Source organism: Microbacterium maritypicum (genome assembly GCF_041529975.1).
Taxonomy (GTDB): Bacteria; Actinomycetota; Actinomycetes; order Actinomycetales; family Microbacteriaceae; genus Microbacterium.
Genome location: NZ_CP168030.1, coordinates 713,272 through 734,353, shown reverse-complemented (window position 1 = coordinate 734,353; position 21,082 = coordinate 713,272). Strand labels below are relative to the sequence as shown.

Annotated in this window: 17 protein-coding genes; 10 read left to right on the top strand and 7 right to left on the bottom strand. The window is 68.9% G+C overall.

Annotated features, from left to right (window positions below):
* The first annotated feature begins 139 nt into the window (after window positions 1-139).
* Genes ACCO44_RS03485 through ACCO44_RS03470 form a run of 4 tightly spaced genes read left to right on the top strand, consistent with a single transcriptional unit; the run spans window position 140 to window position 6,581 of the window.
* Entirely contained in the window at window positions 140-1,609 is a 1,470-nt protein-coding gene (locus tag ACCO44_RS03485) for a DUF2252 domain-containing protein (RefSeq protein ID WP_372468387.1), read from the top strand.
* Window positions 1,606-2,331: an ion channel gene (locus ACCO44_RS03480; RefSeq protein ID WP_372468385.1), complete on the top strand. Its 726-nt coding sequence runs from the start codon at window positions 1,606-1,608 to the stop codon at window positions 2,329-2,331. Before ACCO44_RS03485 ends, ACCO44_RS03480 begins: the two co-directional genes overlap by 4 nt.
* Window positions 2,328-3,941, top strand: coding sequence for an MFS transporter (locus ACCO44_RS03475; RefSeq protein ID WP_372468383.1), 1,614 nt, complete (start codon window positions 2,328-2,330; stop codon window positions 3,939-3,941). The genes ACCO44_RS03480 and ACCO44_RS03475 overlap by 4 nt, the downstream gene beginning before the upstream one ends.
* 45 nt (window positions 3,942-3,986) lie before the next feature.
* Window positions 3,987-6,581, top strand: coding sequence for a family 78 glycoside hydrolase catalytic domain (locus ACCO44_RS03470; RefSeq protein ID WP_372468381.1), 2,595 nt, complete (start codon window positions 3,987-3,989; stop codon window positions 6,579-6,581).
* A gap of 87 nt (window positions 6,582-6,668) precedes the next feature.
* Here ACCO44_RS03470 and ACCO44_RS03465 read toward each other — a convergent pair whose 3' ends face one another.
* The 3 genes from ACCO44_RS03465 to ACCO44_RS03455 all read right to left on the bottom strand — a co-directional run bounded on the left by ACCO44_RS03465 (window position 6,669) and on the right by ACCO44_RS03455 (window position 8,515).
* Entirely contained in the window at window positions 6,669-7,052 is a 384-nt protein-coding gene (locus ACCO44_RS03465; RefSeq protein WP_105711059.1) for a helix-turn-helix domain-containing protein, read from the bottom strand.
* Window positions 7,049-7,390 (bottom strand): type II toxin-antitoxin system RelE/ParE family toxin, encoded by a 342-nt coding sequence (locus ACCO44_RS03460; RefSeq protein WP_262002200.1) that lies wholly within the window; start codon window positions 7,388-7,390, stop codon window positions 7,049-7,051. The genes ACCO44_RS03465 and ACCO44_RS03460 overlap by 4 nt, the downstream gene beginning before the upstream one ends.
* A 117-nt stretch (window positions 7,391-7,507) precedes the next feature.
* Complete coding sequence (locus ACCO44_RS03455; RefSeq protein WP_372468379.1) at window positions 7,508-8,515, bottom strand: LacI family DNA-binding transcriptional regulator; 1,008 nt, start codon at window positions 8,513-8,515, stop codon at window positions 7,508-7,510.
* Between the two features lie 142 nt (window positions 8,516-8,657).
* Between ACCO44_RS03455 and ACCO44_RS03450 the strand changes: the two genes are divergently transcribed.
* From ACCO44_RS03450 to ACCO44_RS03425, 6 genes are all read left to right on the top strand, one after another.
* The gene (locus ACCO44_RS03450; RefSeq protein ID WP_105711058.1) at window positions 8,658-9,056 is read left to right on the top strand and encodes an L-rhamnose mutarotase; all 399 of its coding nucleotides are present in this window, start codon (window positions 8,658-8,660) and stop codon (window positions 9,054-9,056) included.
* Window positions 9,053-10,219 carry an L-rhamnose isomerase gene (gene rhaI / locus ACCO44_RS03445; protein ID WP_262002198.1) on the top strand — a complete coding sequence of 389 codons (1,167 nt, stop codon included), beginning with the start codon at window positions 9,053-9,055 and terminating at the stop codon, window positions 10,217-10,219. Before ACCO44_RS03450 ends, rhaI begins: the two co-directional genes overlap by 4 nt.
* 45 nt (window positions 10,220-10,264) lie before the next feature.
* Window positions 10,265-11,674: a hypothetical protein gene (locus ACCO44_RS03440; protein WP_372468376.1), complete on the top strand. Its 1,410-nt coding sequence runs from the start codon at window positions 10,265-10,267 to the stop codon at window positions 11,672-11,674.
* 34 nt (window positions 11,675-11,708) lie between these two features.
* Entirely contained in the window at window positions 11,709-12,470 is a 762-nt protein-coding gene (locus ACCO44_RS03435) for a DeoR/GlpR family DNA-binding transcription regulator (RefSeq protein ID WP_372468374.1), read from the top strand.
* A gap of 94 nt (window positions 12,471-12,564) precedes the next feature.
* Window positions 12,565-14,601 carry a bifunctional aldolase/short-chain dehydrogenase gene (locus ACCO44_RS03430; RefSeq protein ID WP_372468372.1) on the top strand — a complete coding sequence of 679 codons (2,037 nt, stop codon included), beginning with the start codon at window positions 12,565-12,567 and terminating at the stop codon, window positions 14,599-14,601.
* Between the two features lie 106 nt (window positions 14,602-14,707).
* On the top strand, window positions 14,708-16,105 hold the full coding sequence (locus ACCO44_RS03425; RefSeq protein WP_372468370.1) for a rhamnulokinase family protein: 1,398 nt from the start codon (window positions 14,708-14,710) through the stop codon (window positions 16,103-16,105).
* 196 nt (window positions 16,106-16,301) lie between these two features.
* On the opposite strand, the gene rhaS is transcribed toward ACCO44_RS03425, so the two are convergent.
* From rhaS to ACCO44_RS03405, 4 genes are read right to left on the bottom strand one after another with little or no spacing between them, the layout of a single operon-like run.
* Window positions 16,302-17,345: a rhamnose ABC transporter substrate-binding protein gene (rhaS, locus tag ACCO44_RS03420; protein ID WP_029263747.1), complete on the bottom strand. Its 1,044-nt coding sequence runs from the start codon at window positions 17,343-17,345 to the stop codon at window positions 16,302-16,304.
* Window positions 17,346-17,400: 55 nt separating this feature from the next.
* Window positions 17,401-18,453 (bottom strand): ABC transporter permease, encoded by a 1,053-nt coding sequence (locus ACCO44_RS03415; RefSeq protein ID WP_372468367.1) that lies wholly within the window; start codon window positions 18,451-18,453, stop codon window positions 17,401-17,403.
* On the bottom strand, window positions 18,450-19,478 hold the full coding sequence (locus tag ACCO44_RS03410) for an ABC transporter permease (RefSeq protein ID WP_091035687.1): 1,029 nt from the start codon (window positions 19,476-19,478) through the stop codon (window positions 18,450-18,452). The genes ACCO44_RS03415 and ACCO44_RS03410 overlap by 4 nt, the downstream gene beginning before the upstream one ends.
* A complete protein-coding gene (locus tag ACCO44_RS03405) occupies window positions 19,475-21,004 on the bottom strand; it encodes a sugar ABC transporter ATP-binding protein (protein ID WP_372468366.1) in 1,530 nt (509 codons plus the stop codon). The genes ACCO44_RS03410 and ACCO44_RS03405 overlap by 4 nt, the downstream gene beginning before the upstream one ends.
* Window positions 21,005-21,082: the final 78 nt, after the last annotated feature.

The following is a 21,082-nucleotide window of genomic DNA, read 5'->3' as shown; positions in this document are numbered from 1 at the left end:
CGAAAAGGGTGACGTGCACCACGTCGAGTCCGTCATGCGCTGCCACGATGAGCGATGCGACGCCGCCCGCACCCGACCCCGGGGATCCGCCCCGGTCACCCGGATCCCGCGCCGTCATCACACAGGTGCGAGGTGCGACATGGCCGGTGACCGAAACGCCGACGGGCGCGACGACGTCGCTGCGCCGGATGCGGTGGCGCCGGAGTTCGTCCTCAGACGCAACCGGGGACGCGACGCGCGCACCCGCGCGCCCCGCTCGCGGCAGGGCCCCTGGCACCCGTCTGCTGACCGCCCCGACCCGGTCGCGCTGCTCGAGGGGCAGGCCACGACCCGGGATCTCGACATCGTGCCGCTGCGATACGAGCGGATGTCCGCGTCGCCCTTCGCCTTCTTCCGGGGGTCCGCGTTGCTCATGGCGTCGGACCTCGCCACCGCCGCGCACACCGGCATCACCGTGCAGCTGTGCGGCGACGCGCATCTGTCGAACTTCGGCCTGTTCGGCACCCCGGAGCGTCGACTGATCTTCGACATGAACGATTTCGACGAGACGTTCCCGGGGCCGTTCGAGTGGGATCTCAAACGGCTGGCGACGAGCTTCGCGGTGGCCGGGCGGCAGCGCGGCTTCTCGACGGAGGAGATCGACGCCTGCGTCCGCGCGTCGATCGTCGGGTACCGGAAGGCGATGCGGCGGGCCGCCGATGCCCACGTCCTCGACGCCTGGTACGACCGGTTCGACGCCGACGGCGCACGCCGTCGAATCCGGGCGGAGCGCGACCGCGGAAGAGCCGAGGACGAGACCGTCGCGCGGCTCGATGCCGCCATCAAGAAGGCGCGCAAGCGCGACCGGATGAGATCGTTCGCGCAACTCGTGCACGTGCAGGACGGACAGCTGCGGATCATCCCGAACCCACCACTGGTGACGCCGGTCGAAGATCTCCTTCCCGGAGCCGTTCAGGATCTCGACGAGGTCGGCATCATGCGCGATCTCCTCGCGGCGTATCAGGACACGCTGCCGGGCGACCGGCATCCGATCTCCGAGTACCGCTACCGACACATGGCCAGGACGGTCGGCGGGATCGGCAGCGTCGGCACGCGGGCATGGGTGATCCTGCTCAGCGGGAGGGATGACAGCGACCCGCTGCTTCTACAGGCCAAGACCGCACAGCCGTCGGTGCTCGAACGGTTCCTCGGCCCTGGCACGCACGACAGCGAGGGAGAACGGGTCGTGCGCGGGCAACGGCTCATGCAGGCAGCCAGCGACCTCTTCCTCGGCTGGCAGCGGGTGACCGGCACCGACGGCGTCACGCGCGACTTCTACGTGCGTCAGCTCCACGACTGGAAGGGCGGAATCGATCCGGAGACGATGACCCCGAGAGGGGCCGCGCTCTACGCGCGCATCTGCGGCGAGACCCTCGCACGCGGGCACGCGAGGAGCGGAGACCGGCTCGAGATCGCCGGTTACCTCGGTCGGGGCCGGGCGTTCGAAGAGGCGATCTGCGCGTTCGCCGACGCCTACGCCGATCAGAACGAGGAGGACTACGCGGCGTTCCTGGCCGCCCGCGCCTCCGGGCGACTGCCGACGATGGGTTCCGGGGAGCCGGGACGGTGAGCGCCTCCGCACGGACAGCGAGGTCCCGCATCGAGGAGCGGCGCCCCGATCTGCTCTTCAGCGGGGCATCCGGGTATGCGGTCGTCGCCGCGCTGGTCGTCGTCTCGTATGCGCTGTGTGCCGCTCAGCGTGGCCCGAACCCGAACCCGTGGGCCTTTCTGGTGACCCTCATGACGGTCGCCGTGGTCTTCCGGGTCACCGCCGCGCCCCGCATGGTGCAGCACGTGGCGTGGGTGATCCTGTCGGCCGCCGGGGTGGCCACGATCGTGGCGACGCTCCTCGGCGCGAGCGGCCACATCCTCGACATCGCGTTCTCCGCGGCGACGATGATCGCGCTGCTCGCATCCCCCGTCGCGATCATCGGGGACCAGGTGAAGCGCCGCGGGCTCAATGCCGAGGCACTGCTGGCCGCCGTCACCGCCTATGTGCTGGTCGGTCTCTTCTTCACCTTCGTCTTCAACCTGCTCTCCCTCGTCTCCCCCGAGCCGATGTTCGGCGGCCCCGACGACGACTCCCTCGCCAACCAGCTCTTCTTCTCGTTCACGACGCTCACGACCACCGGCTACGGCAACCTCGTCCCCGCGAATGCGACGTCGCAGGCGGTCGCGGTCGCGGAGGCGATCACCGGTCAGTTGTTCCTCATCACGGCGGTCGCGCGCATCATGCGCGGCGCCGGCGCGATCGCCGCCACCCCTGCTGCACCGTCGAAGGAGTCGTCATGAAGAAGTGGGGCGTCATCGCCGTCCTCGGGTCCGCGCAGTTCGTGATGGTGCTCGACGGCACCGTGATGAACGTGTCGATCTCGACGGTGGTGTCCGACCTCGACACCACCGTCGCCGCGATGCAGGGGGCCATCACCTTCTACACGCTCACGATGGCCGCGTTCATGCTGCTGGGGGCGAAGCTCGGCGATGTGTGGGGGCGCCGCAGAGCGTTCGTTATCGGGTCGTGCGTCTACGCCGCCGGCTCGCTGATCACGGCAGTGAGTCCGAACGTGCAGTTCCTGTTCCTCGGCTGGTCGATCGTCGAGGGGCTCGGCGCCGTGCTCGTCATCCCGGCGATCGCGGCGCTCGTCGCGGACAACTACGGCGGTCGCGAGCGGATCACGGCGTTCGCGATCATCGGCGCCGTGTCGGGCGCGGCCGTCGCGGCCGGACCCCTGATCGGTGGATTCGTGACGACGTACCTCGACTGGCGCTATGTCTTCGTTGCTGAGGTCTTCATCATGATCGGCGTCGTGCTGTGCGCACGGATCGTCACGGATCCGACCCCGAGGCAGAGTGTGCGCATCGACATCCTCAGCGTCGCGCTGTCGTCCGTCGGACTCGTCACGGTCGTGTTCGGGATGCTGCAGAGCAAGACCTGGGGGTGGGTCCTGCCGCTCAACCCTCCCGAGATCGGCGGAGTCTCCGTCGCTCCGCTCGGCATCTCCCCCGCCGCCTGGCTCATCGTGCTCGGGCTCGTGCTGCTCGCGCTGTTCCTCTCCCGGCAGCGGAGCCTCGAGCGCGCGGGACGGGCGCCCCTCGTGCACGTGGGGATGTTCTCGATCACCGCCCTCCGCAGCGGACTGTCGGTGCTCGGCGCGCAGTACACCGTGACGGCCGGCCTGTTCTTCATGGTGCCGGTGTACCTGCAGATGACGCTCGGTCTCGACGCATTGGAGACCGGCATCCGGATCTTCCCGCTGTCGATCGCCCTCGTGCTGTTCTCCATCGTCGGCACCCGGCTCTCGCGCATGCTGTCGCCGCGGACGATCGTGCGGATCGGTCAACTGGTGCTCGTCGTCAGCGCGCTCATCCTGCTCGGCTCCGCCACCAGCGATCTGCGCAGCGGATTCTTCGCCACCGGGATGTTCCTCGCCGGCGCCGCGCTCGGGCTGCTCGCCTCGCAGCTCGGCAACGTGAACATGTCGAGTGTGACCGAGAAGGAGACGAGCGAGGTCGGCGGCCTGCAGGGAGTGTTCCAGAACCTCGGCTCGTCGCTGGGAACGGCGCTCATCGGCTCGATCCTCATCGGCGCGCTGTCGACGTCGTTCGCCTCGGGGGTGGCGGCGAGCGATCTGCCCGACGCCACGAAGACGACCGTGGCGACCGCGACAGAGCACGGCGTCACGATCGTCCCCGCCGCGGACGTCACCGCCATCGCCGAGGACGCGGGTCTGAGCGACGCGGATGCCGACACCCTAGCGACCGTCTATCGCGACTCGCAGCTGTCGTCGCTGCGCATCGCGTTCTTCGGGCTGATCCTGATCAGCCTCCTCTCGCTCCTCTTCTCGAAGGGGATACCGAGCGCGAAGGACGTGCATCGACCCCGCCGGGAGACGACGGCCTGAGGCCAGAGCGGGCGCGAGGAGGGGCCATCCGCAAGGATGAACACCATGACGACCGTCTCCGCGCCGCGCATCGAACACCACCGGGAGCCACTCGGCATCGGCGAATCGCGCCCGCGACTGAGCTGGACGCTCAGCGACGCTCCCGCCGACTGGAAACAGCAGTCCTATGCGGTGACCGTTGTCCACGCCGACGACGACGAGACCGTCGAGGTCGCCTCCTCCGAGCAGGTGCTGGTCCCCTGGCCGGGCCGCGCGCTGGAGTCCCGCGAACGCGTCGCCGTACGCGTTTCGGTGCAGGGCGATGACGGCGGCTGGTCCGATCCGAGCCCGGAGACGTCGTTGGAGACGGGTCTGCTGCACCCGGAGGACTGGTCCGCGCGGCCGGTCGGGCTGGAGCTCGACGAGAACCCGGAGAGCGATGCCCGCCGGGCGACGCTGGTGCGGCGGGGATTCCGTGTCGACGGCGAGATCGCCCGCGCGCGGCTGTACGCCACCGCGCACGGCCTCTACGACGCCGAGATCAACGGCATCCGCGTCGGCTCCGACACCCTCTCCCCGGGCTGGACGGTCTATCGCGAGCGACTCCGCTACTACACGTACGACGTGACGGACCTGCTGCGCAACGGCGAGAACGCGCTCGGAGCCTGGCTCGGCGACGGCTGGTACCGAGGTCGACTCGGTTGGCGGGGCGGTCGCCGCAACATCTTCGGCGGGGACCTGTCGTTCCTCGGCCAGCTGGAGATCACCTACACCGACGGAACACGTCAGACCCTCTCGACGGACGACGCCTGGAAGGGCGCGCCCTCCCCCATCCTCCGTTCCGGCATCTACGACGGGGAGGACCACGACGCGCGACAGGAGGTGCCGGCCTGGTCGACCGCCGCCTTCGACGACGGTGGCTGGATGCCGGTCACCGTGCGCGATCGCGACCCGCGCACGCTCGTGGCGCCGACCGGACCACCCGTCCGAGTGACCGAAGACGTCGCGCCCCTCGCCGTGCTCACCTCACCGAGCGGGGCACGCATCCTCGACTTCGGTCAGAACCTGGTCGGACGGGTGCGTATCCGCGTCACGGGGCCGCGGGGTTCGACCGTCACGCTCCGCACATCCGAGGTGCTGCAGGAGGGCGAGATCTACACGCGTCCTCTGCGCAGCGCCCGCTCCACCGACCACTACACGCTGGCCGGGCGCCCCGACGGTGAGGAGTGGGAGCCGCGCTTCACGTTCCACGGCTTCCGCTACGTCGAGATCGACGGCTGGCCGGGCGACCTCGATGCGGATGCCGCCGCCGGCGCGCTCACCGCGCGCGTGCTGCACACCGACCTCGAGCGCACCGGCTGGTTCGCCTGCTCGGACCCGCTGGTCGAGCAGCTGCACCGCAACGTCGTCTGGGGCATGCGGGGCAACTTCCTCGACATCCCGACCGACTGTCCGCAGCGCGACGAGCGCGTGGGGTGGACGGGCGACATCCAGGTGTTCGGCCCGACCGCGTCGACACTGTTCGACGTCTCGGGGATGCTCTCCGGCTGGCTCCGCGATGTGGAGGCGGACCAGTTGCCCGACGGCACCGTCCCCTGGTTCGTCCCCGTCGTCCCCACACACAAGGTGTGGGATCCGATCCGGCCCGGCGCCGCCTGGGGTGATGTCGCGACGCTGCTGCCCTGGACGCTCCATCAGCGGTTCGGCGACGTCGGCGTGCTCGCCGCCCAGTTCGAGAGTGCCCGGCGATGGGTCGACAAGGTGGAGTCCACCGCCGGTCCTGATCGGCTGTGGAACGAAGGCTTCCAGCTGGGCGATTGGCTCGACCCCGCAGCTCCTCCGCAGGATCCGGGCGCGGGGCGTACGGACCGCTACCTGGTGGCGACCGCCTATTTCGCGCGATCGGCGCGCGCCGTCGCCGACATGGCTCGCGTGCTCGACCGCTCAGCGGATGCGGACCGGTACGCCGCTCTCGCCGCGGAGGTCGCGGCAGCCTTCCGTGCCGCGTATGTGAAGCCCGACGGCACGATGACCTCGGATGCGCAGACCGCGTACGCCCTCGCGATCGCGTTCGACCTGCTTCCCGACCCTGCCCAGCGCGCGAAAGCGGGTGATCGTCTCGCCGACCTCGTCCATGCCGACGGCAACCGCATCGCGACGGGCTTCGTCGGCACTCCCCTCGTCTGCGATGCCCTCACCCTGACCGGCCACGTCGACACCGCATACGACCTGCTGCTCGAGAAGGACTGCCCGTCCTGGCTGTATCAGGTCGTGCACGGCGCGACGACGATCTGGGAGCGGTGGGATGCACTGCTTCCGAACGGCACCGTCAACCCGGGGAGCATGACCTCGTTCAACCACTACGCGCTGGGAGCGGTCGCCGACTGGCTGCACCGCAGTGTCGCCGGGCTCGCCCCCGCCGACCCCGGCTACCGCCGCATCCGGTTCGCGCCTCGGCCGGGCGGCGGGCTGACGCATGCCTCAGCGACGCAGCGCACGCCATACGGCGAAGCATCCATCTCCTGGCGCATCGCGCAGGACGAGCTGCAGGTCGACCTCGTCGTTCCCGTCGGAGCGACCGCCGAACTCGACCTTCCGGGCCAGGACACGGAGAAGCTCGGGCACGGAGCACATACGCGCTCGGTGCCGCTGTCGGGGTGACCACCGGTCGCCGACAGGCGGGTCAGCCGGCGGTCGACTGCCGCACGATCAGCTCGGGGCGGAACCGCACCCGGCGCTCATACCTGCTCAGGCGGTCGAGCTGGCGAGCCGCTTCACATGATTCTCCGGATTATGCTTGCGGATCACCGAACCGGCTGAGTCAGCGTTCTTCACGATCGTGCCCTGCCGCTTGACCTGCACTTCGATCACGCCGGCGCGAGCCAACCGCTGGAGGGACTCCAGAGAGGGGGTGACGTCGCCGCGCTCCAGACGGGCGACGTGGGGCTGCTTCCAGCCGAGCCGGCGCGCAAACTCCGTCTGCGACAGGCGGTGCTCCTCACGGTAGCGAACGACAGCGACGCTGACGTCGTCGGCGAGCTTGGTGCGGGCCGCTTCGGCGGCGTACTCCGGATCCGATGCTCGGCGAGCATCGCGGACAGCCTGGTGGTCCTGAAGGTCCGACAAGTTCATGATGATCCCTTCGTCACGGTGATCTGGTTGAGTCTTCTCACGGCGTCCTCGCAGGCCCTCTTGAAGCCTTTGGGGTTGCTCTCGGCTTCCGGCCCGTACGCCCCTATGACGAAGGTGTCGCCGATTTGCCGGTAGAACGCCCGCACAGGGCTTCGTCCAGCGCGGGGACGGAGTTCTCGGAGTTTCTGAGTGTTCTTGACATCGCTGGTATGCGGATATCCGAGGCTGGCCCCCACGACGCGGAGCTTTGCCACGGCGTTATCGATGGCGACGGCCTCTCGGGCGTTCAAAGCCGAATACTCCGAGGTCGCCTCTGGATGATCGACAACTTTCCACACACTCGAAGTATAACACGGACGTTATAGGTTCGATCATTGTTGACGATGTTCGCGAGGTAGCAGAAGCACGTGCGCGATCCACTCCCCAGTCGGCTGACCGCCGGGGCTGCCTGAAGGTCAGCCGGCGGTCGACTGCCGCACGATCAGCTCGGGGCGGAACCGCACCCGGCGCTCATACTCGCCGTCGGGATCACTGATCGACCGCAGCAGCAGCTCGACCGCGGTGCGTCCGATGAGCTGGGCAGGCTGGCGCACCGACGTCAACGGCACGACGGTGGCCGTCGCGAAGTCGATGTCGTCATAGCCGACCAGTGCGATGTCATCCGGCACTCGCAGCGAGTGGAACATCGTCAGGGCCTGGAGCAGGCCCACCGCGAGCAGATCGTTCGCGGCGAAGATCGCGTCCGGTCGATCCACCTCCCGGCGCGCGGCGATCTCCTCGCCGGCCGCGCGCCCATGCAGCACTGTGAGCGCCGGCATCCGGAGCACTTCGAGCGTCGCGTCGGGCACCTCGTCGACGGCGCGCTGCGCACCCCGGAGGCGGTTCATCACCTGCGCGATCGACTCCGGTCCCCCCACGAATGCCAGACGTCGCCGTCCGATCCGCAGCAGATGCTGAGCGGCCAGGAAGCCACCCTCGTCGTCGTCGACCGACACCGAGCAGAACACCGCTCCAGGCGCCTCGTGGTCGACGAGCACCACGGGCGTGCCCGCCGCCTGCACGCGCAGCAGCTTGTCGATGTCGTCGGATGCCGGTGTGATGAGCACCCCGTTGACCCGCTGTTCGCGGAACAGATCGAGGTAGTTGTCCTCCCGCGAGGGGTTCTCATCGCTGTTGCCGAGCAGAACGGCGAGCGCGTCTTCGTCCGCGCGCGCCTCGGCGCCACGGGCGACGTCGGCGAAGAACGGGTTGCCCGCGTCGGGCACGACCAGGCCGATGCTCCGGCTGCGACCGGCACGGAGTTGACGGGCGGCGTCGTTGCGCACGAAACCGAGCTCGGCGATCACCGCCTGCACCCGCTCGACCGTCGTCGCCGCGACCTTGTCCGGCTGGTTCAGGACGTTCGACACCGTACCGACCGACACACCTGCCGCCGCTGCGACGTCGCGCACACTCACTGCCACTGCTGCTCCTCGTCGCTTCGGATGCTGTGCGAGAGTGTACGGCAATCGTTCGAGCCACCCTCCGCTTGACGGGTGTCATCGGCTCGTCTTACGATGATGATTGAAACGATTCAGAAACTACGTCACTCGGCAGAGGAGCCCCATGACGCGCGTCGCCTTCCAGCTCCAGATCCGTGCCGAGCTGCTCGACGAGTACCTCGCACGGCATTCCCCGGTGTGGCCGGAGATGCTCGCCGAGATCGCCGCCGCCGGACGCCGCAACTACACGCTGTTCCTCGGCGACCACGGCACGCTCATCGGCTACTACGAGACCGATGACGATGCCGCCGCTCAGGCGTACCTCTCGGCTTCTCCGGTCGCTGCGCGTTGGGAGGCCGAGATGAGCCGGTTCTTCCACGGCCTCGACGGTCGGCCCGACCAGGCCGCCACTGCGCTCACCGAGGTCTTCCACCTCGAAGACCAGCTCGCCGCCGCCGGCGGGCACGCAGCATCCGACGACGACTCCAGATCCGGCAACGACTCAGAAAGCAGTGCATCGTGAGCATCCTCTCCCCCGACCACCTCGCAACCCTCGAGAAGCAGGGCATCGAGCTGCCCAGCTGGGCGTTCGGCAACTCCGGCACCCGGTTCAAGGTGTTCGGCACCCCCGGCACCCCGCGCGACCCGTTCGAGAAGATCGCCGATGCGGCGCAGGTCCACAAGTACACCGCTCTCGCCCCCTCGGTCGCACTGCACATCCCGTGGGACCTCGTCGACTCGTACGACGATCTGCGCAAGCACGCCGAAGACCTGGGCGTCACGCTCGGCACCATCAACTCGAACACCTTCCAGGACGACGACTACAAGTTCGGCGCCCTCACGCACGAAGACGCAGGTGTCCGCCAGAAGGCCATCGACCACCACCTCGCCTGCATCGACGTGATGGACGCCACCGGCAGCCGTGACCTCAAGATCTGGCTGGCCGAGGGCTCGAACTACCCGGGCCAGGCAGACCTCCGCGGCCGGCAGGACCGGCTGCAGGAGTCGCTGCAGAAGATCTACGCGCGCCTCGGCGACGACCAGCGCCTCGTGCTCGAGTACAAGTTCTTCGAGCCGGCGTTCTACCACACCGACGTTCCCGACTGGGGCACGTCCTACGCCCAGGTCAGCGCCCTCGGCGAGAAGGCCATGGTCTGCCTCGACACCGGTCACCACGCCCCCGGAACCAACATCGAGTTCATCGTGATGCAGCTGCTGCGCCTCGGCAAGCTCGGCTCGTTCGACTTCAACTCGCGCTTCTACGCCGACGACGACCTGATCGTCGGCGCGGCCGATCCGTTCCAGCTGTTCCGCATCCTGTTCGAGGTGATCCGCGGTGGCGGCCTCAACAACCCCGACGTGGCATTCATGCTCGATCAGTGCCACAACGTCGAGGACAAGATCCCCGGCCAGATCCGCTCCGTGCTCAACGTGCAGGAGATGACCGCCCGCGCGCTGCTCGTCGACCACGATGCGCTCACCGCCGCGCAGAAGTCGGGCGACGTGCTCGCCGCGAACGCCGTCTTCATGGATGCGTTCTACACCGACGTGCGCCCGGCGCTGGCCGAATGGCGCGAGTCGCGCGGCCTGGCCGCCGACCCCATGGCCGCCTACGCCGCATCCGGCTACCAGCAGAAGATCGCTGCCGACCGCGTGGGTGGCGTGCAGGCCGGCTGGGGCGCCTGACCGCAACCCATCGACAGCGGGGGGCCCGGGGCGTACCTTCAAGACATGCCGGCCCTTCGCAGGTCACGCGTGCGTCGGTCGCTCCCCCTCGTGGGAGCGACCGCAGCGCTCGGCGTGATCATCGCGTCGGGCGCCTCGTCTGCTGCTGCCGCACCGGGGTCGCCTGGCGTCATGGCAGCGCCGACCGTGGTGCTGTACGAGGGATTCGAGGGCCCCGTTCCTCCGGCGACACCGGAGTTCGTGCAGACGATCGCGGACTACGACGACGGTGTCGCCCCACCGGTGCCGGGATACGTCGGCCGCGAGGGCGAGCTCTATCGGGCGGACCCGGCCTGGAACGGGCAGTTCTGCAACGGGCTCATCGTCGCCGGGGATGACGTCTCGACCGTTCCCACCGCCTCCCAGGCGGCGGACTGCCTGCAGGACGGCTGGAATCAGTCGCGCAGCCTCGCGAGGACCCTGGGATCCTGGGCCGCCGACCCCGACTACCCGTATCCGTCCGTGCCCCGCGCCGAGCCCACCGCGAATCACGCGGTGAGTTCCTACACCCAGGGAGACTCGCCCGCCGGAGTGATGGCCGCGACCGCGGTGCCGGTGATCGCCGGGCACTACTACACCGCGACGGTCGATGTGGCCCAGGCGAACTGCTGGACCACGAACCCCGTCGACCTGGCGGTGCAGCTCGACGACGGCGTTTCCCCTCCGGTCGCCGCCTTTCCCGGACCGATCGCCGCGTGCGACCTGCCCGTCCACCAGATCAACGGGAACAACGTGGGCACCTTCCGAGGATTCACGTCGCTGCTGGCGCAGTCGCCGAGCGTCGAGGTCGCGCTGCTCAACAACCTGGGTGGGGGCGGTGGCGACGACAACGCCTTCGACAATCTCGCCCTCATCGACACGACTCCGCAACTCGATGCGGTGATCGCGGCTCCCCCGAGCGGCGACTCCTACGCCTCCGACCAGCCGGCCCGATTCCTTCTCACCGTCACCAACACGCACCTCGCGGGATCGCCGGCGGTGCCCAGCGGCGCGAAGCCGGAATGGAGCTTCGACCTCGCTCTGCCCGCCGGTCTCGTTCCCGCCGAGAGCCCGGCCATCGAAACGGATTGCCCGAACGGCGCGCTCGACGTGACGTCGGCGGGCATCGTCGGTCGCGGGAGCCTCGGACCGACGGACGTCTCGTGCTCGCTCGCGCTGGACCTCGTCTCGTCCGGAGGCGAGTACGTCCTCGATCCGGCCGCATACGAACTCACCGGGCTCCTCGCGCCCGCAGCGACATCGGCTCGCTTCGCCTTCGCGCCCGGGCCGCCCGAACCGTCGCCGGGGAGCGGCCCGGTTCTGGCGGACAGCGGGTCCGACCCCCTCCCGGTGCTGCTCACCGGCGTGCTCGCGGTGGTGCTCGGAGGCGTCCTCATCCAGCTCTCCGTCGCGGCACGTCGACGACGCACCCGATAGCGTCGGACTCGGGCGCACCGGATAGATTCCTCCCATGGCTCTTTCCGGCAATCTCGAAGCGCAGCGCCGCAGAGACGAACTCGTCGAACTCGCGAACGGCCCCCAGGGCGTCATGATCGAGGCGGCCGCCGACCTCTTCTCCGTGTCGTCGATGACGATCCGGCGCGACCTCCTCGAGCTCGAGGCCGAGGGGCGCGTGCGTCGCGTGCGCGGCGGGGCGACCGCGGCTCCGCGAGCCCGCCCGTTCGATGCGCGGCGGGCCATCCGGGCGAGCGCGAAGCGGACGATCGCCGAGAAGGCGCTCCGGCTCGTCCCAGAACAGGGCAGCATCGCGCTCGATGCCTCCTCGACGGTCAACATGCTCGCCTCGATCGTCGGGCCGAGAACGGGGCTCACGGCGTACACCAACTCGTTCGAGTCGTTCCAACTGCTGCAGCCGCTCGACGGCGTCACGGCGGTGATCTCCGGCGGGACCGCCGAGCCGACCACGGGCAGCCTCGTCGGGCCGATCGCTCGCAGGAGCATGCGGTCGGTGTACTTCGACATCTTCTTCTCGTCGGCGGATGCACTCGACAGCGCGGACGGCACCTCGGAGGTGTCGGTCGATGAGGCCGAGCTGAAGCAGGCGATGGCCGCGAACGCCGGCACAACGGTGGTGTGCGTCGACTCCAGCAAGCTCGAGCGCCGTTCCGTGGCCCGCGCGCTGGAGCGCGACGAGATCTCGGTGCTCATCACGGAACTCGACCCGGGAGACGAGCGGCTCAACCCCTTTCGGCAGACCACCGACATCCTCTGACCGCTTCATCTTGACGTAGTTTCATGTTATCTTTCACAAGAAGTAACAGCATGAGTGCACATGGTCGTGTGCATCGCCCCTGTCTTGGAGAGTCATGACGAACCCCACCGCCGCCGCCCTGATAGCCCGGTCGAACCGCCTCGGCGCCGACCCGAAGAACACGAACTACGCCGGCGGGAACACCTCCGCCAAGGGCACCGAGACCGACCCCGTGACGGGGCAGCCGGTCGAGCTGATGTGGGTCAAGGGCTCCGGCGGCGACCTGGGCACTCTGAAGGAGAGCGGCCTCGCCGTGCTGCGACTCGACCGCATGCGCGCGCTGGTCGACGTGTACCCCGGCCTCGATCGTGAAGACGAGATGGTCGCCGCGTTCGACTACTGCCTGCACGGCAAGGGCGGAGCGGCTCCCTCGATCGACACCGCCATGCACGGGCTCGTCGACGCCGCACACGTCGACCACCTCCACCCCGACTCCGGCATCGCGATCGCGACGGCCGCCGACGGCGAGGCGCTGACGGCGACCATCTTCGGCGACAAGGTCGTGTGGGTTCCCTGGCGTCGCCCCGGCTTCCAGCTCGGTCTCGACATCGCCGCGATCAAGGCCCAGAATCCGCAGGCGATCGGCACCATCCTCGGCGGCCACGGCATCACGGCGTGGGGCGACACCTCGGAAGAGGCCGAGGCGAACTCGCTGTGGATCATCGACACCGCCGCCGAGTACATCGCCGCGCATGGCAAGGACCAGCCGTTCGGCGGCGTCCGCGCCGGATTCGAGGCCCTGGCTGCGAACGAGCGCCGGGAGCGCGCAGCCGCCCTCGCCGGGACCGTCCGCGGCATCGCATCGACTGACAAGCCGATGGTCGGACACTTCACCGACGCCGATGTGGTCCTCGACTTCCTGGCATCCGAGAAGGCGCCCGAGCTGGCCGCCCTCGGCACCAGCTGCCCCGATCACTTCCTCCGCACCAAGGTCAAGCCGCTGATCCTCGACCTGCCGGCCACGGCTTCCGCAGAGGAGCAGATCGCCCGTCTGCACGAGCTGCACGACCAGTACCGCGCCGACTACCAGGCCTACTACGACGCGCACGCCACCGCCGAGTCGCCCGCGATCCGCGGAGCCGACCCGCTCATCGTGCTGATCCCCGGTGTGGGCATGTTCTCGTACGGCGCGAACAAGCAGACCGCCCGGGTCGCTGGCGAGTTCTACGTCAACGCGATCAACGTGATGCGCGGCGCCGAGGCGCTGTCGACCTACGCGCCGATCTCGGATGCCGAGAAGTTCCGCATCGAGTACTGGGCGCTGGAAGAGGCCAAGCTGCAGCGCCTGCCGAAGCCGAAGACGCACCAGGGCCGTATCGCATTCGTCACCGGTGCCGCCTCCGGCATCGGCAAGGCCATCGCCACCCGTCTCGCCGCCGAGGGCGCCTGCGTCGTGATCGCCGACCTCGACCTCGAGAAGGCCCAGGCCGCCGCCGCGGAACTCGGGAACACGGATGTCGCGATCGGTGTCGCCGCGAACGTCGCGGATGCCGATGCCGTGCAGGCCGCGCTGAACGAGGCGGTGCTCGCGTTCGGCGGCGTCGACCTCGTCGTGAACAACGCCGGGCTCTCGCTCTCGAAGCCGCTCCTGGAGACCACGGAGAAGGACTGGGATCTGCAGCACGACGTCATGGCCAAGGGCTCGTTCCTCGTGTCGAAGGCCGCCGCACGCGTGCTCATCGACCAGAAGCTCGGCGGCGACATCATCTACATCTCCTCGAAGAACTCGGTCTTCGCCGGCCCGAACAACATCGCCTACTCCGCAACCAAGGCCGACCAGGCCCACCAGGTGCGACTGCTCGCCGTCGAGCTCGGTGAGTTCGGCATCCGCGTGAACGGCATCAACCCCGACGGCGTCGTGCGCGGCTCCGGCATCTTCGCCTCGGGCTGGGGCGCCAACCGCGCAGCGACCTACGGTGTCGCGGAAGAGGACCTCGGCCAGTACTACGCCAACCGCACGATCCTCAAGCGCGAGGTCGTTCCCGAGAACGTGGCAGACGCGGTCTACGTGCTCACGGGCCCCGAGCTCAGCCGCACCACGGGCCTGCACATTCCCGTCGACTCCGGCGTCGCCGCGGCGTTCCTGCGATGACTCCCATCCGTCGAGTGCACGGCTTCGCGCCGAGTGCACGCCCTGTTCACGTCGACCGGCCGTGCACTCGGGCGGATGCCGTGCACTCGACGAACGGAGAACCCCGATGAGCGTCCGGGCCGTCGCGGCGGTCGACCTCGGCGCGACCAGCGGGCGCGTGATGATCGGGCGCATCGGCGACGGGAAACTCGACCTCGAGCTCGTGTCGCGGTTCCCGAACGGACCCGTCGAGCGCGCAGACGGACTGCACTGGGACTTCGGCGCCCTGTACGAGCACGTCGTGGCAGGGCTCACCGAAGCCGTCCGCCGGGAACCGCGCATCGAGAGCATCGGCATGGACTCGTGGGCCGTCGACTACGGCGTGCTGAAAGACGGCGAGCTGCTCGCCGAGCCTTTCCACTACCGCGATGAGCGCTCCGCTCGTGGCGTCGACGAGGTGCACGCGATCGCGCCGTTCTCCGAGCTGTATCAGCGCAACGGCCTGCAGTTCCTGCCGTTCAACACGCTGTACCAGTACCGCGTCGACGAACGCCTCGCCGAGGCCGATACCGCGCTCCTGATCCCCGACCTCATCGCCTTCCTGCTCACCGGTGTCGCGGTGGCCGAGCGCACGAACGCCTCGACCACCGGGCTACTGGGCGTCGAATCCGGCGACTGGGACGACGAGCTGGCCGATCGCCTCAGCATCCCGTCGCGCATCCTCCCGCCGCTCGTCGATCCCGGCACGACCATCGGCCGCCTTCGGCCCGAGCTCGTGGCGACCATCGGCAAGGAGCTTCCTGTGCTCGCGGTGGGCTCGCACGACACCGCATCTGCCGTCGTCGCCGCTCCCCTCTCCTCGCCGCGATCCGCGTACATCTCCTGCGGAACGTGGGGCCTGGTCGGCGTGGAACTCGCGCAACCGGTGCTGACGGATGCCGCTCGCACCGCGAACTTCACCCACGAACTCGGCGTGGATGGTCGCTATCGGTTCCTGCACAACGTCACGGGGCTCTGGCTCCTCAGCGAGACCGTGCGCGCCTGGGAGGCCGAAGACGGTGCCCGCATCGATCTGCCCGAGCTGCTCGCTGCGGCATCCGAGGTCACCGGCGAGGTGCCCGTGTTCGATGCGAACGACTCGTCGTTGAGCGCACCCGGCGACATGCCGGGACGGATCGCGGCGCTCCTCGGCGACCGTGCCCCGAGCTCCCGACCGGCATTCGCCCGTTCGATCGTGGAGTCGATCGCCGCGGCCTTCGCGGACGCCGTGCAAACGGCCGCGGATCTCTCCGGCCGCGAGCTCGACAGCATCCATCTCGTGGGCGGCGGATCGCTCAACCGGCTCCTGTGCCAGGCCACAGCCGACCGCACAGGGTTGCCGGTGCTCGCGGGTCCGGTCGAGGCGACGGCTCTCGGCAACGTGCTCGTCCAGGCCCGGGCCCTCGGCGCCGCGCCCGCAACACTCGAGGAGCTGCGCGCCGTGGTCGCCGCGACGCACGCTCCAACGCGCTTCGACCCGCGCTGATCCGCGCTGACCCGCGCTCGCGCGTCGCGGGGTCCACGCCTCAGGCGGAGTTCTCGCCGTCGGGCGGACGATCGCGGGACAGGCATCCGCCCATCGCCGAGAAACCCTCCCGACGCCGGGGCTCATGCGAAGAGACCCCGAGGCGTACGCGAGAGGGCGCCGGAGCCGAAGCCCCGACGCCCTCTCGCGAGGCGACTCAGAAGTCGAAGTCGCCGATGTTGTCCGCGTTGAACACGAACGGGTCTCCCAGCAGGACCACGCCGTCGGCGCCGACCTCGTACTCGCCGAGGTCGCCCGCCTCGAAGGTGTCGCCCTCCTTGCCGGTGATGTCGCCCTCGACGAGCGCCTTGGCCGCGAAGGCCGAGAGGTAGCCGAGGTCGGCCGGGTTCCACAGCGCGAACGAGGTGACGGTGCCGTCCTCCACGTATTCACGCATCTGGTTCGGCGTGCCGAGTCCGGTCAGCGCGACCTTGCCCTTGTAGTCCGACGTGGAGAGGTAGCGCGCCGCTGCCGCGATACCGACCGTGGTCGGTGAGACGATGCCCTTCAGCTGCGGGTGGCTCTGCAGCAGGGCCGCCGTCTTGTCGAACGAGGTCTGGTCTTCGTCGTCGCCGTAGACGGTCTCGACGATCGTGATGTCGGGGTAGTCGCTCGCGACGTACTCCTTCATCAGCTCGATCCAGGCGTTCTGGTTCGTGGCGTTGGCCGATGCCGACAGCACGGCGATCTCGCCCGCTCCGCCGATCTGCTCGGCGATCTGATCGATCTGCACCTTGGCGATTCCCTCGGAGTCGGCCTGGTTGATGAACAGGTCGCGGCACTCGGGGTTGGTGTCGGAGTCGAAGGTGACGACCTTCACACCGGCGTCCCGCGCCTCGTTGAGTGCGTCGCAGATGGCCTTCGGGTCGTTCGCCGAGACGACGAGCGCGCCGACCGCCTGCTGCGTGGCGGTGTTGATGTAGCTCACCTGGGCGTCGGGAGTGGCCTCGGCCGGTCCGACCTCGGCGAACGTGCCGCCGAACTCCTCGACGGCCTTCTTGCCGCCCTCGCTGGAGGTGTCGAAGTAGGGGTTGCCGAGGTTCTTGGGCAGGAACGTGATCGACAGGTTGTCGGATCCGCCGCCCTCGCCGGAGCCTGCGTCGCCCGACCCGCTGCCGGTGTCGGCGCAGCCTGTCAGCACGAGCGCTGCGGCGACGGCCACGGCGGCGAACGCCGAGACCCTCTTGCGTGCAAACGTCATTGTTCTTCCTTTCGTGATGATCACCGCGGGCGGATGCCGACGGCGAGAGGCTGCCTCATGGTGCGGGAGAGGCTGCGACGCGGAGCGGTGGCCCGGCCTTGGCGCGGATGCGCTGCGCCCAGGCGAGGATGCTGGCTGCGACAACCGAGAAGATCAGCAGGCCACCGGTGATGATGTTGATGACGTCAGAGGTGACGCCGGCGAGACGGAGCCCGCTGCCGAGCACCCCGATCAGGAGCACGGCGGCGACGACGCCGTGCAGGTGCCCGCGCCCGCCGAACACCGACACCCCGCCGAGGACCACGGCCGCGATGACCTGGAGCTCGAGCCCGGTGGCGTTGTCGCCGCGGGCACTGCCGAAGCGGAGCGTGTAGAAGATGCCGGCGAACGCGGCGACCACCCCCGACAGCATGAAGAGGATGAACTTCGTCCGCTCGACGTTCACGCCCGAGAAACGGGCGGCGTCTTTCGAGAGCCCGATCGCGTAGATGCCGCGACCGAACGGGGTGAAATGCAGCACCACGACGAAGATCGCGAGCAGGATCAGGAACGGGATCACGATGTAGGGGATGGTGGTGCCGGCGATCTTCGCCTTCGCCAGTGCCGTCCACATCTCCGGGAAATCGGTCACCGCAGTGGTCCCGAGCAGGCCGACCGCGAGTCCGCGGAACAGCGCCAGCGTTCCGATCGTGACGGCGAGTGACGGCAGCCCGACGACCGTGACGAGGAAGCCGTTGAACGCTCCGCCGATGACACCGACCGCGAGGGCGGCCAGGGCGGCGACCTCGAACGGCGCACCCGACTCGGTGAGCACCCCCGTGACGACGCTCGCGAGACCCACCATCGAACCGACCGAGAGGTCGATCTCGCCGGTGATCATGACGAGGGTCATCGGCAGGGCGATCAGCAGGATCGGGGCGACGTCGAGCAGCAGGTAGTTGACGGTGATGGGCTGCGCGAACCCGCGGATCGACACGGCGGACACGATCACGACCAGCACGAGCAGGCCGATGATCGCGAACTCGCGGTTGATGAGGATGCGCCGCCACAGGGGCCGGTCGTAGTCCCGGATCACCCGGACCCCGGAGGTGGTGGTCGTCGTGGTCATGATTCGTCCCTTGCCTCGATGAGCTGCCGTTTCTGTCGTACGGCGAGCAGCCGGTCGAGCACGATCGCGCCGATGATGAGCACGCCCACCACGGCGCGCTGCCAGAAGTCGGGGATGCCGAGGATGGGCAGCGCCCGGTTGATGGTCATCAGCAGCATCGCGCCGATGGCCGCACCCCACACGGAGCCGACGCCGCCGGTGATCGCGATGCCGCCGATGACGGCCGCACCCACGGCATCCAGCTCCCAGCCCGAGCCGACCTGCGAGCTCACCGATCCGTACCGCGTCACATAGAACACACCCGCGAGTCCGGCCAGGGCCCCCGAGAGCACGAACGCGCTGAGCACCCGGCGGGTGGTCTTGAGGCCGTAGAGTTCGGCGGCTCCCGGGTCGGATCCGATCGCGTAGTACTCGCGGCCGCCGCGGGTGTTGCGCATGTACCAGGCAGCGAGCGCCAGCACGATGATCGCGACGATGGAGAGCACCGGGATCGTGAGGATCTGCTGGGTTCCCAGGCGCAGGAAGTCCTTCGGGAGATCGGAGGGGTGCACCTGGTCACTGCCGGTCCAGAGCACGTTGATGCCGCGGTAGGCATACAGCGTGCCCAGCGTGATCACCATCGCCGGCACCTTGGCGAAGGCCACCAGCGCGCCGTTCACCAGCCCCAGGAGAGCGCCGAAGATCACGGCGGCGATGACGACGATCGGGATCGGGATGCCGGGCACGTCGATGAAGAGCCGTCCGGTCAGGAAGGCGGTGAGCCCCATCACGGAGCCGACCGAGAGGTCGACGTTGCGGGTGATGATGACGATCGCCTGTCCGACGGCCACGAGCACGAGGATCGACGGCGTCAGCAGCAGGTCGCGCCACCCGTCGGCGCTGAACAGGAAGTTCGGGTTCTTCACGGTGGCCGCGACGACCACCAGGACGAGGGCGGCGAAGATGCCGAGTTCGCGCGCGCGGCCGATGCCGCCGGGTTTCTTGGCGAACGCGGGTGCCGGTGCGGCCAGTGCCGTGGTGCTCATGCGTGCTGCTCCGATGCGTGCGTGGCGGCGAACATGACGTTCTCGCTGGTGGCGTCCTCACGGTCGAGCTCGGCGGTGATCCGACCCTCGCGCATGACGAGCACGCGGTCGGCCATTCCGAGCACCTCGGGGAGCTCGGACGAGATCATCAGGATCCCCATGCCCTCGCCCGCCAGCTGCGAGAGCAGCCGGTGCACCTCGGACTTGGTGCCGACGTCGATACCTCGGGTCGGCTCGTCGATGATGAGCACTCGCGGGTCGGTGGCCAGCCATTTGGCCAGCACGACCTTCTGCTGGTTGCCGCCGGAGAGGGTGGCCGCCACGGTGTCGAGCGCGTGCGTCTTGACCTCGAGGCGGGACGCCCAGATCTTCGCCGCACGGTTCTCCATGCCCGTGGTGATCAGGCCCCACTTGGCGAGATTGCGACGGATGGCGAGGGTGATGTTGCCGCCGACGCTCGCATCGATCACGAGGCCCTGCTTGCGACGATCCTCCGGCACGAGGGCGAGGCCGTTGCGCATGGCGGCGGTGGGGTTGCGGCGCGGCACACCGGCGCCGAGCATCCGCACTTCGCCCTCGCGGTAGCCGTCCACACCGAACACGGCGCGGGCGACCTCACTGCGGCCGGCGCCGACGAGGCCGGCGAGCGCGACGATCTCGCCCGCGCGCACCGTGAAGGAGATGTCGTGGAAGATGCCGGGGCTGGTGAGTCCGCGCACCTCGAGGAGCGGTTCGCCGATCTCGGCCGCCTGCTTCGGGAAGAGCTCAGTGACGTCGCGGCCGACCATCTGCCGCACGAGGTCGTCGACCGTGGTCTCGGCGATGGGTGTCGTGTCGATGTAGGCGCCGTCGCGCATCACGGTGACCGTGTCGCACAGGTCGAACACCTCGTCGAAGCGGTGCGAGATGAACAGGATCGCGCGGCCCTCGTCGCGCAGGCTCCGCGCGACCGCGAAAAGCCGATCGACCTCGACGCCGCTGAGCGCCGCGGTCGGCTCGTCCATGATCAGCACACTGGCGTCGAGCGAGATGGCCTTGGCGATCTCGATGATCTGCTGGTCGGCGATCGAGAGTCCCTCGGTGATGCGGTCGGGATCGAGTGCGACGCCGAGGCGACGGAAGATCTGGTCGACCTCGGTGCGCATGGCCTTGCGGTCGATACGTCCGAGAGCACCCGTCGGCTGGCGACCCATGAAGATGTTCTCGGTGACCGAGAGGTCGGGGAAGAGCGTCGGCTCCTGGTAGATCACCGCGATACCCGCGGCCTTCGACTGGGCGGTGCTCGTGAAGTCGACGTCTTCGCCGTGCAGACGGAAGTCGCCCGAATCGCGGCGGTAGAGCCCGGCCATGATCTTCACGAGCGTCGACTTGCCGGCGCCGTTCTCGCCGATGAGGGCGTGGATGGACCGCGACTGCAGCGTGAGGCTTCCGGAGCGCAGCGCGATGACGGGCCCGAAGGACTTCACGACACGGTGCAGCTCGAGCGCGGTGGGGGGAGCACTGCGGGCGGGTGCTTCGTCGACCACGGGCTTTCCTCTCCGTTGAGGGGGATGATTGTGCGGAATGAATCTACCTGAATCGATTCAGGTGGGTTTCAGGCTAGT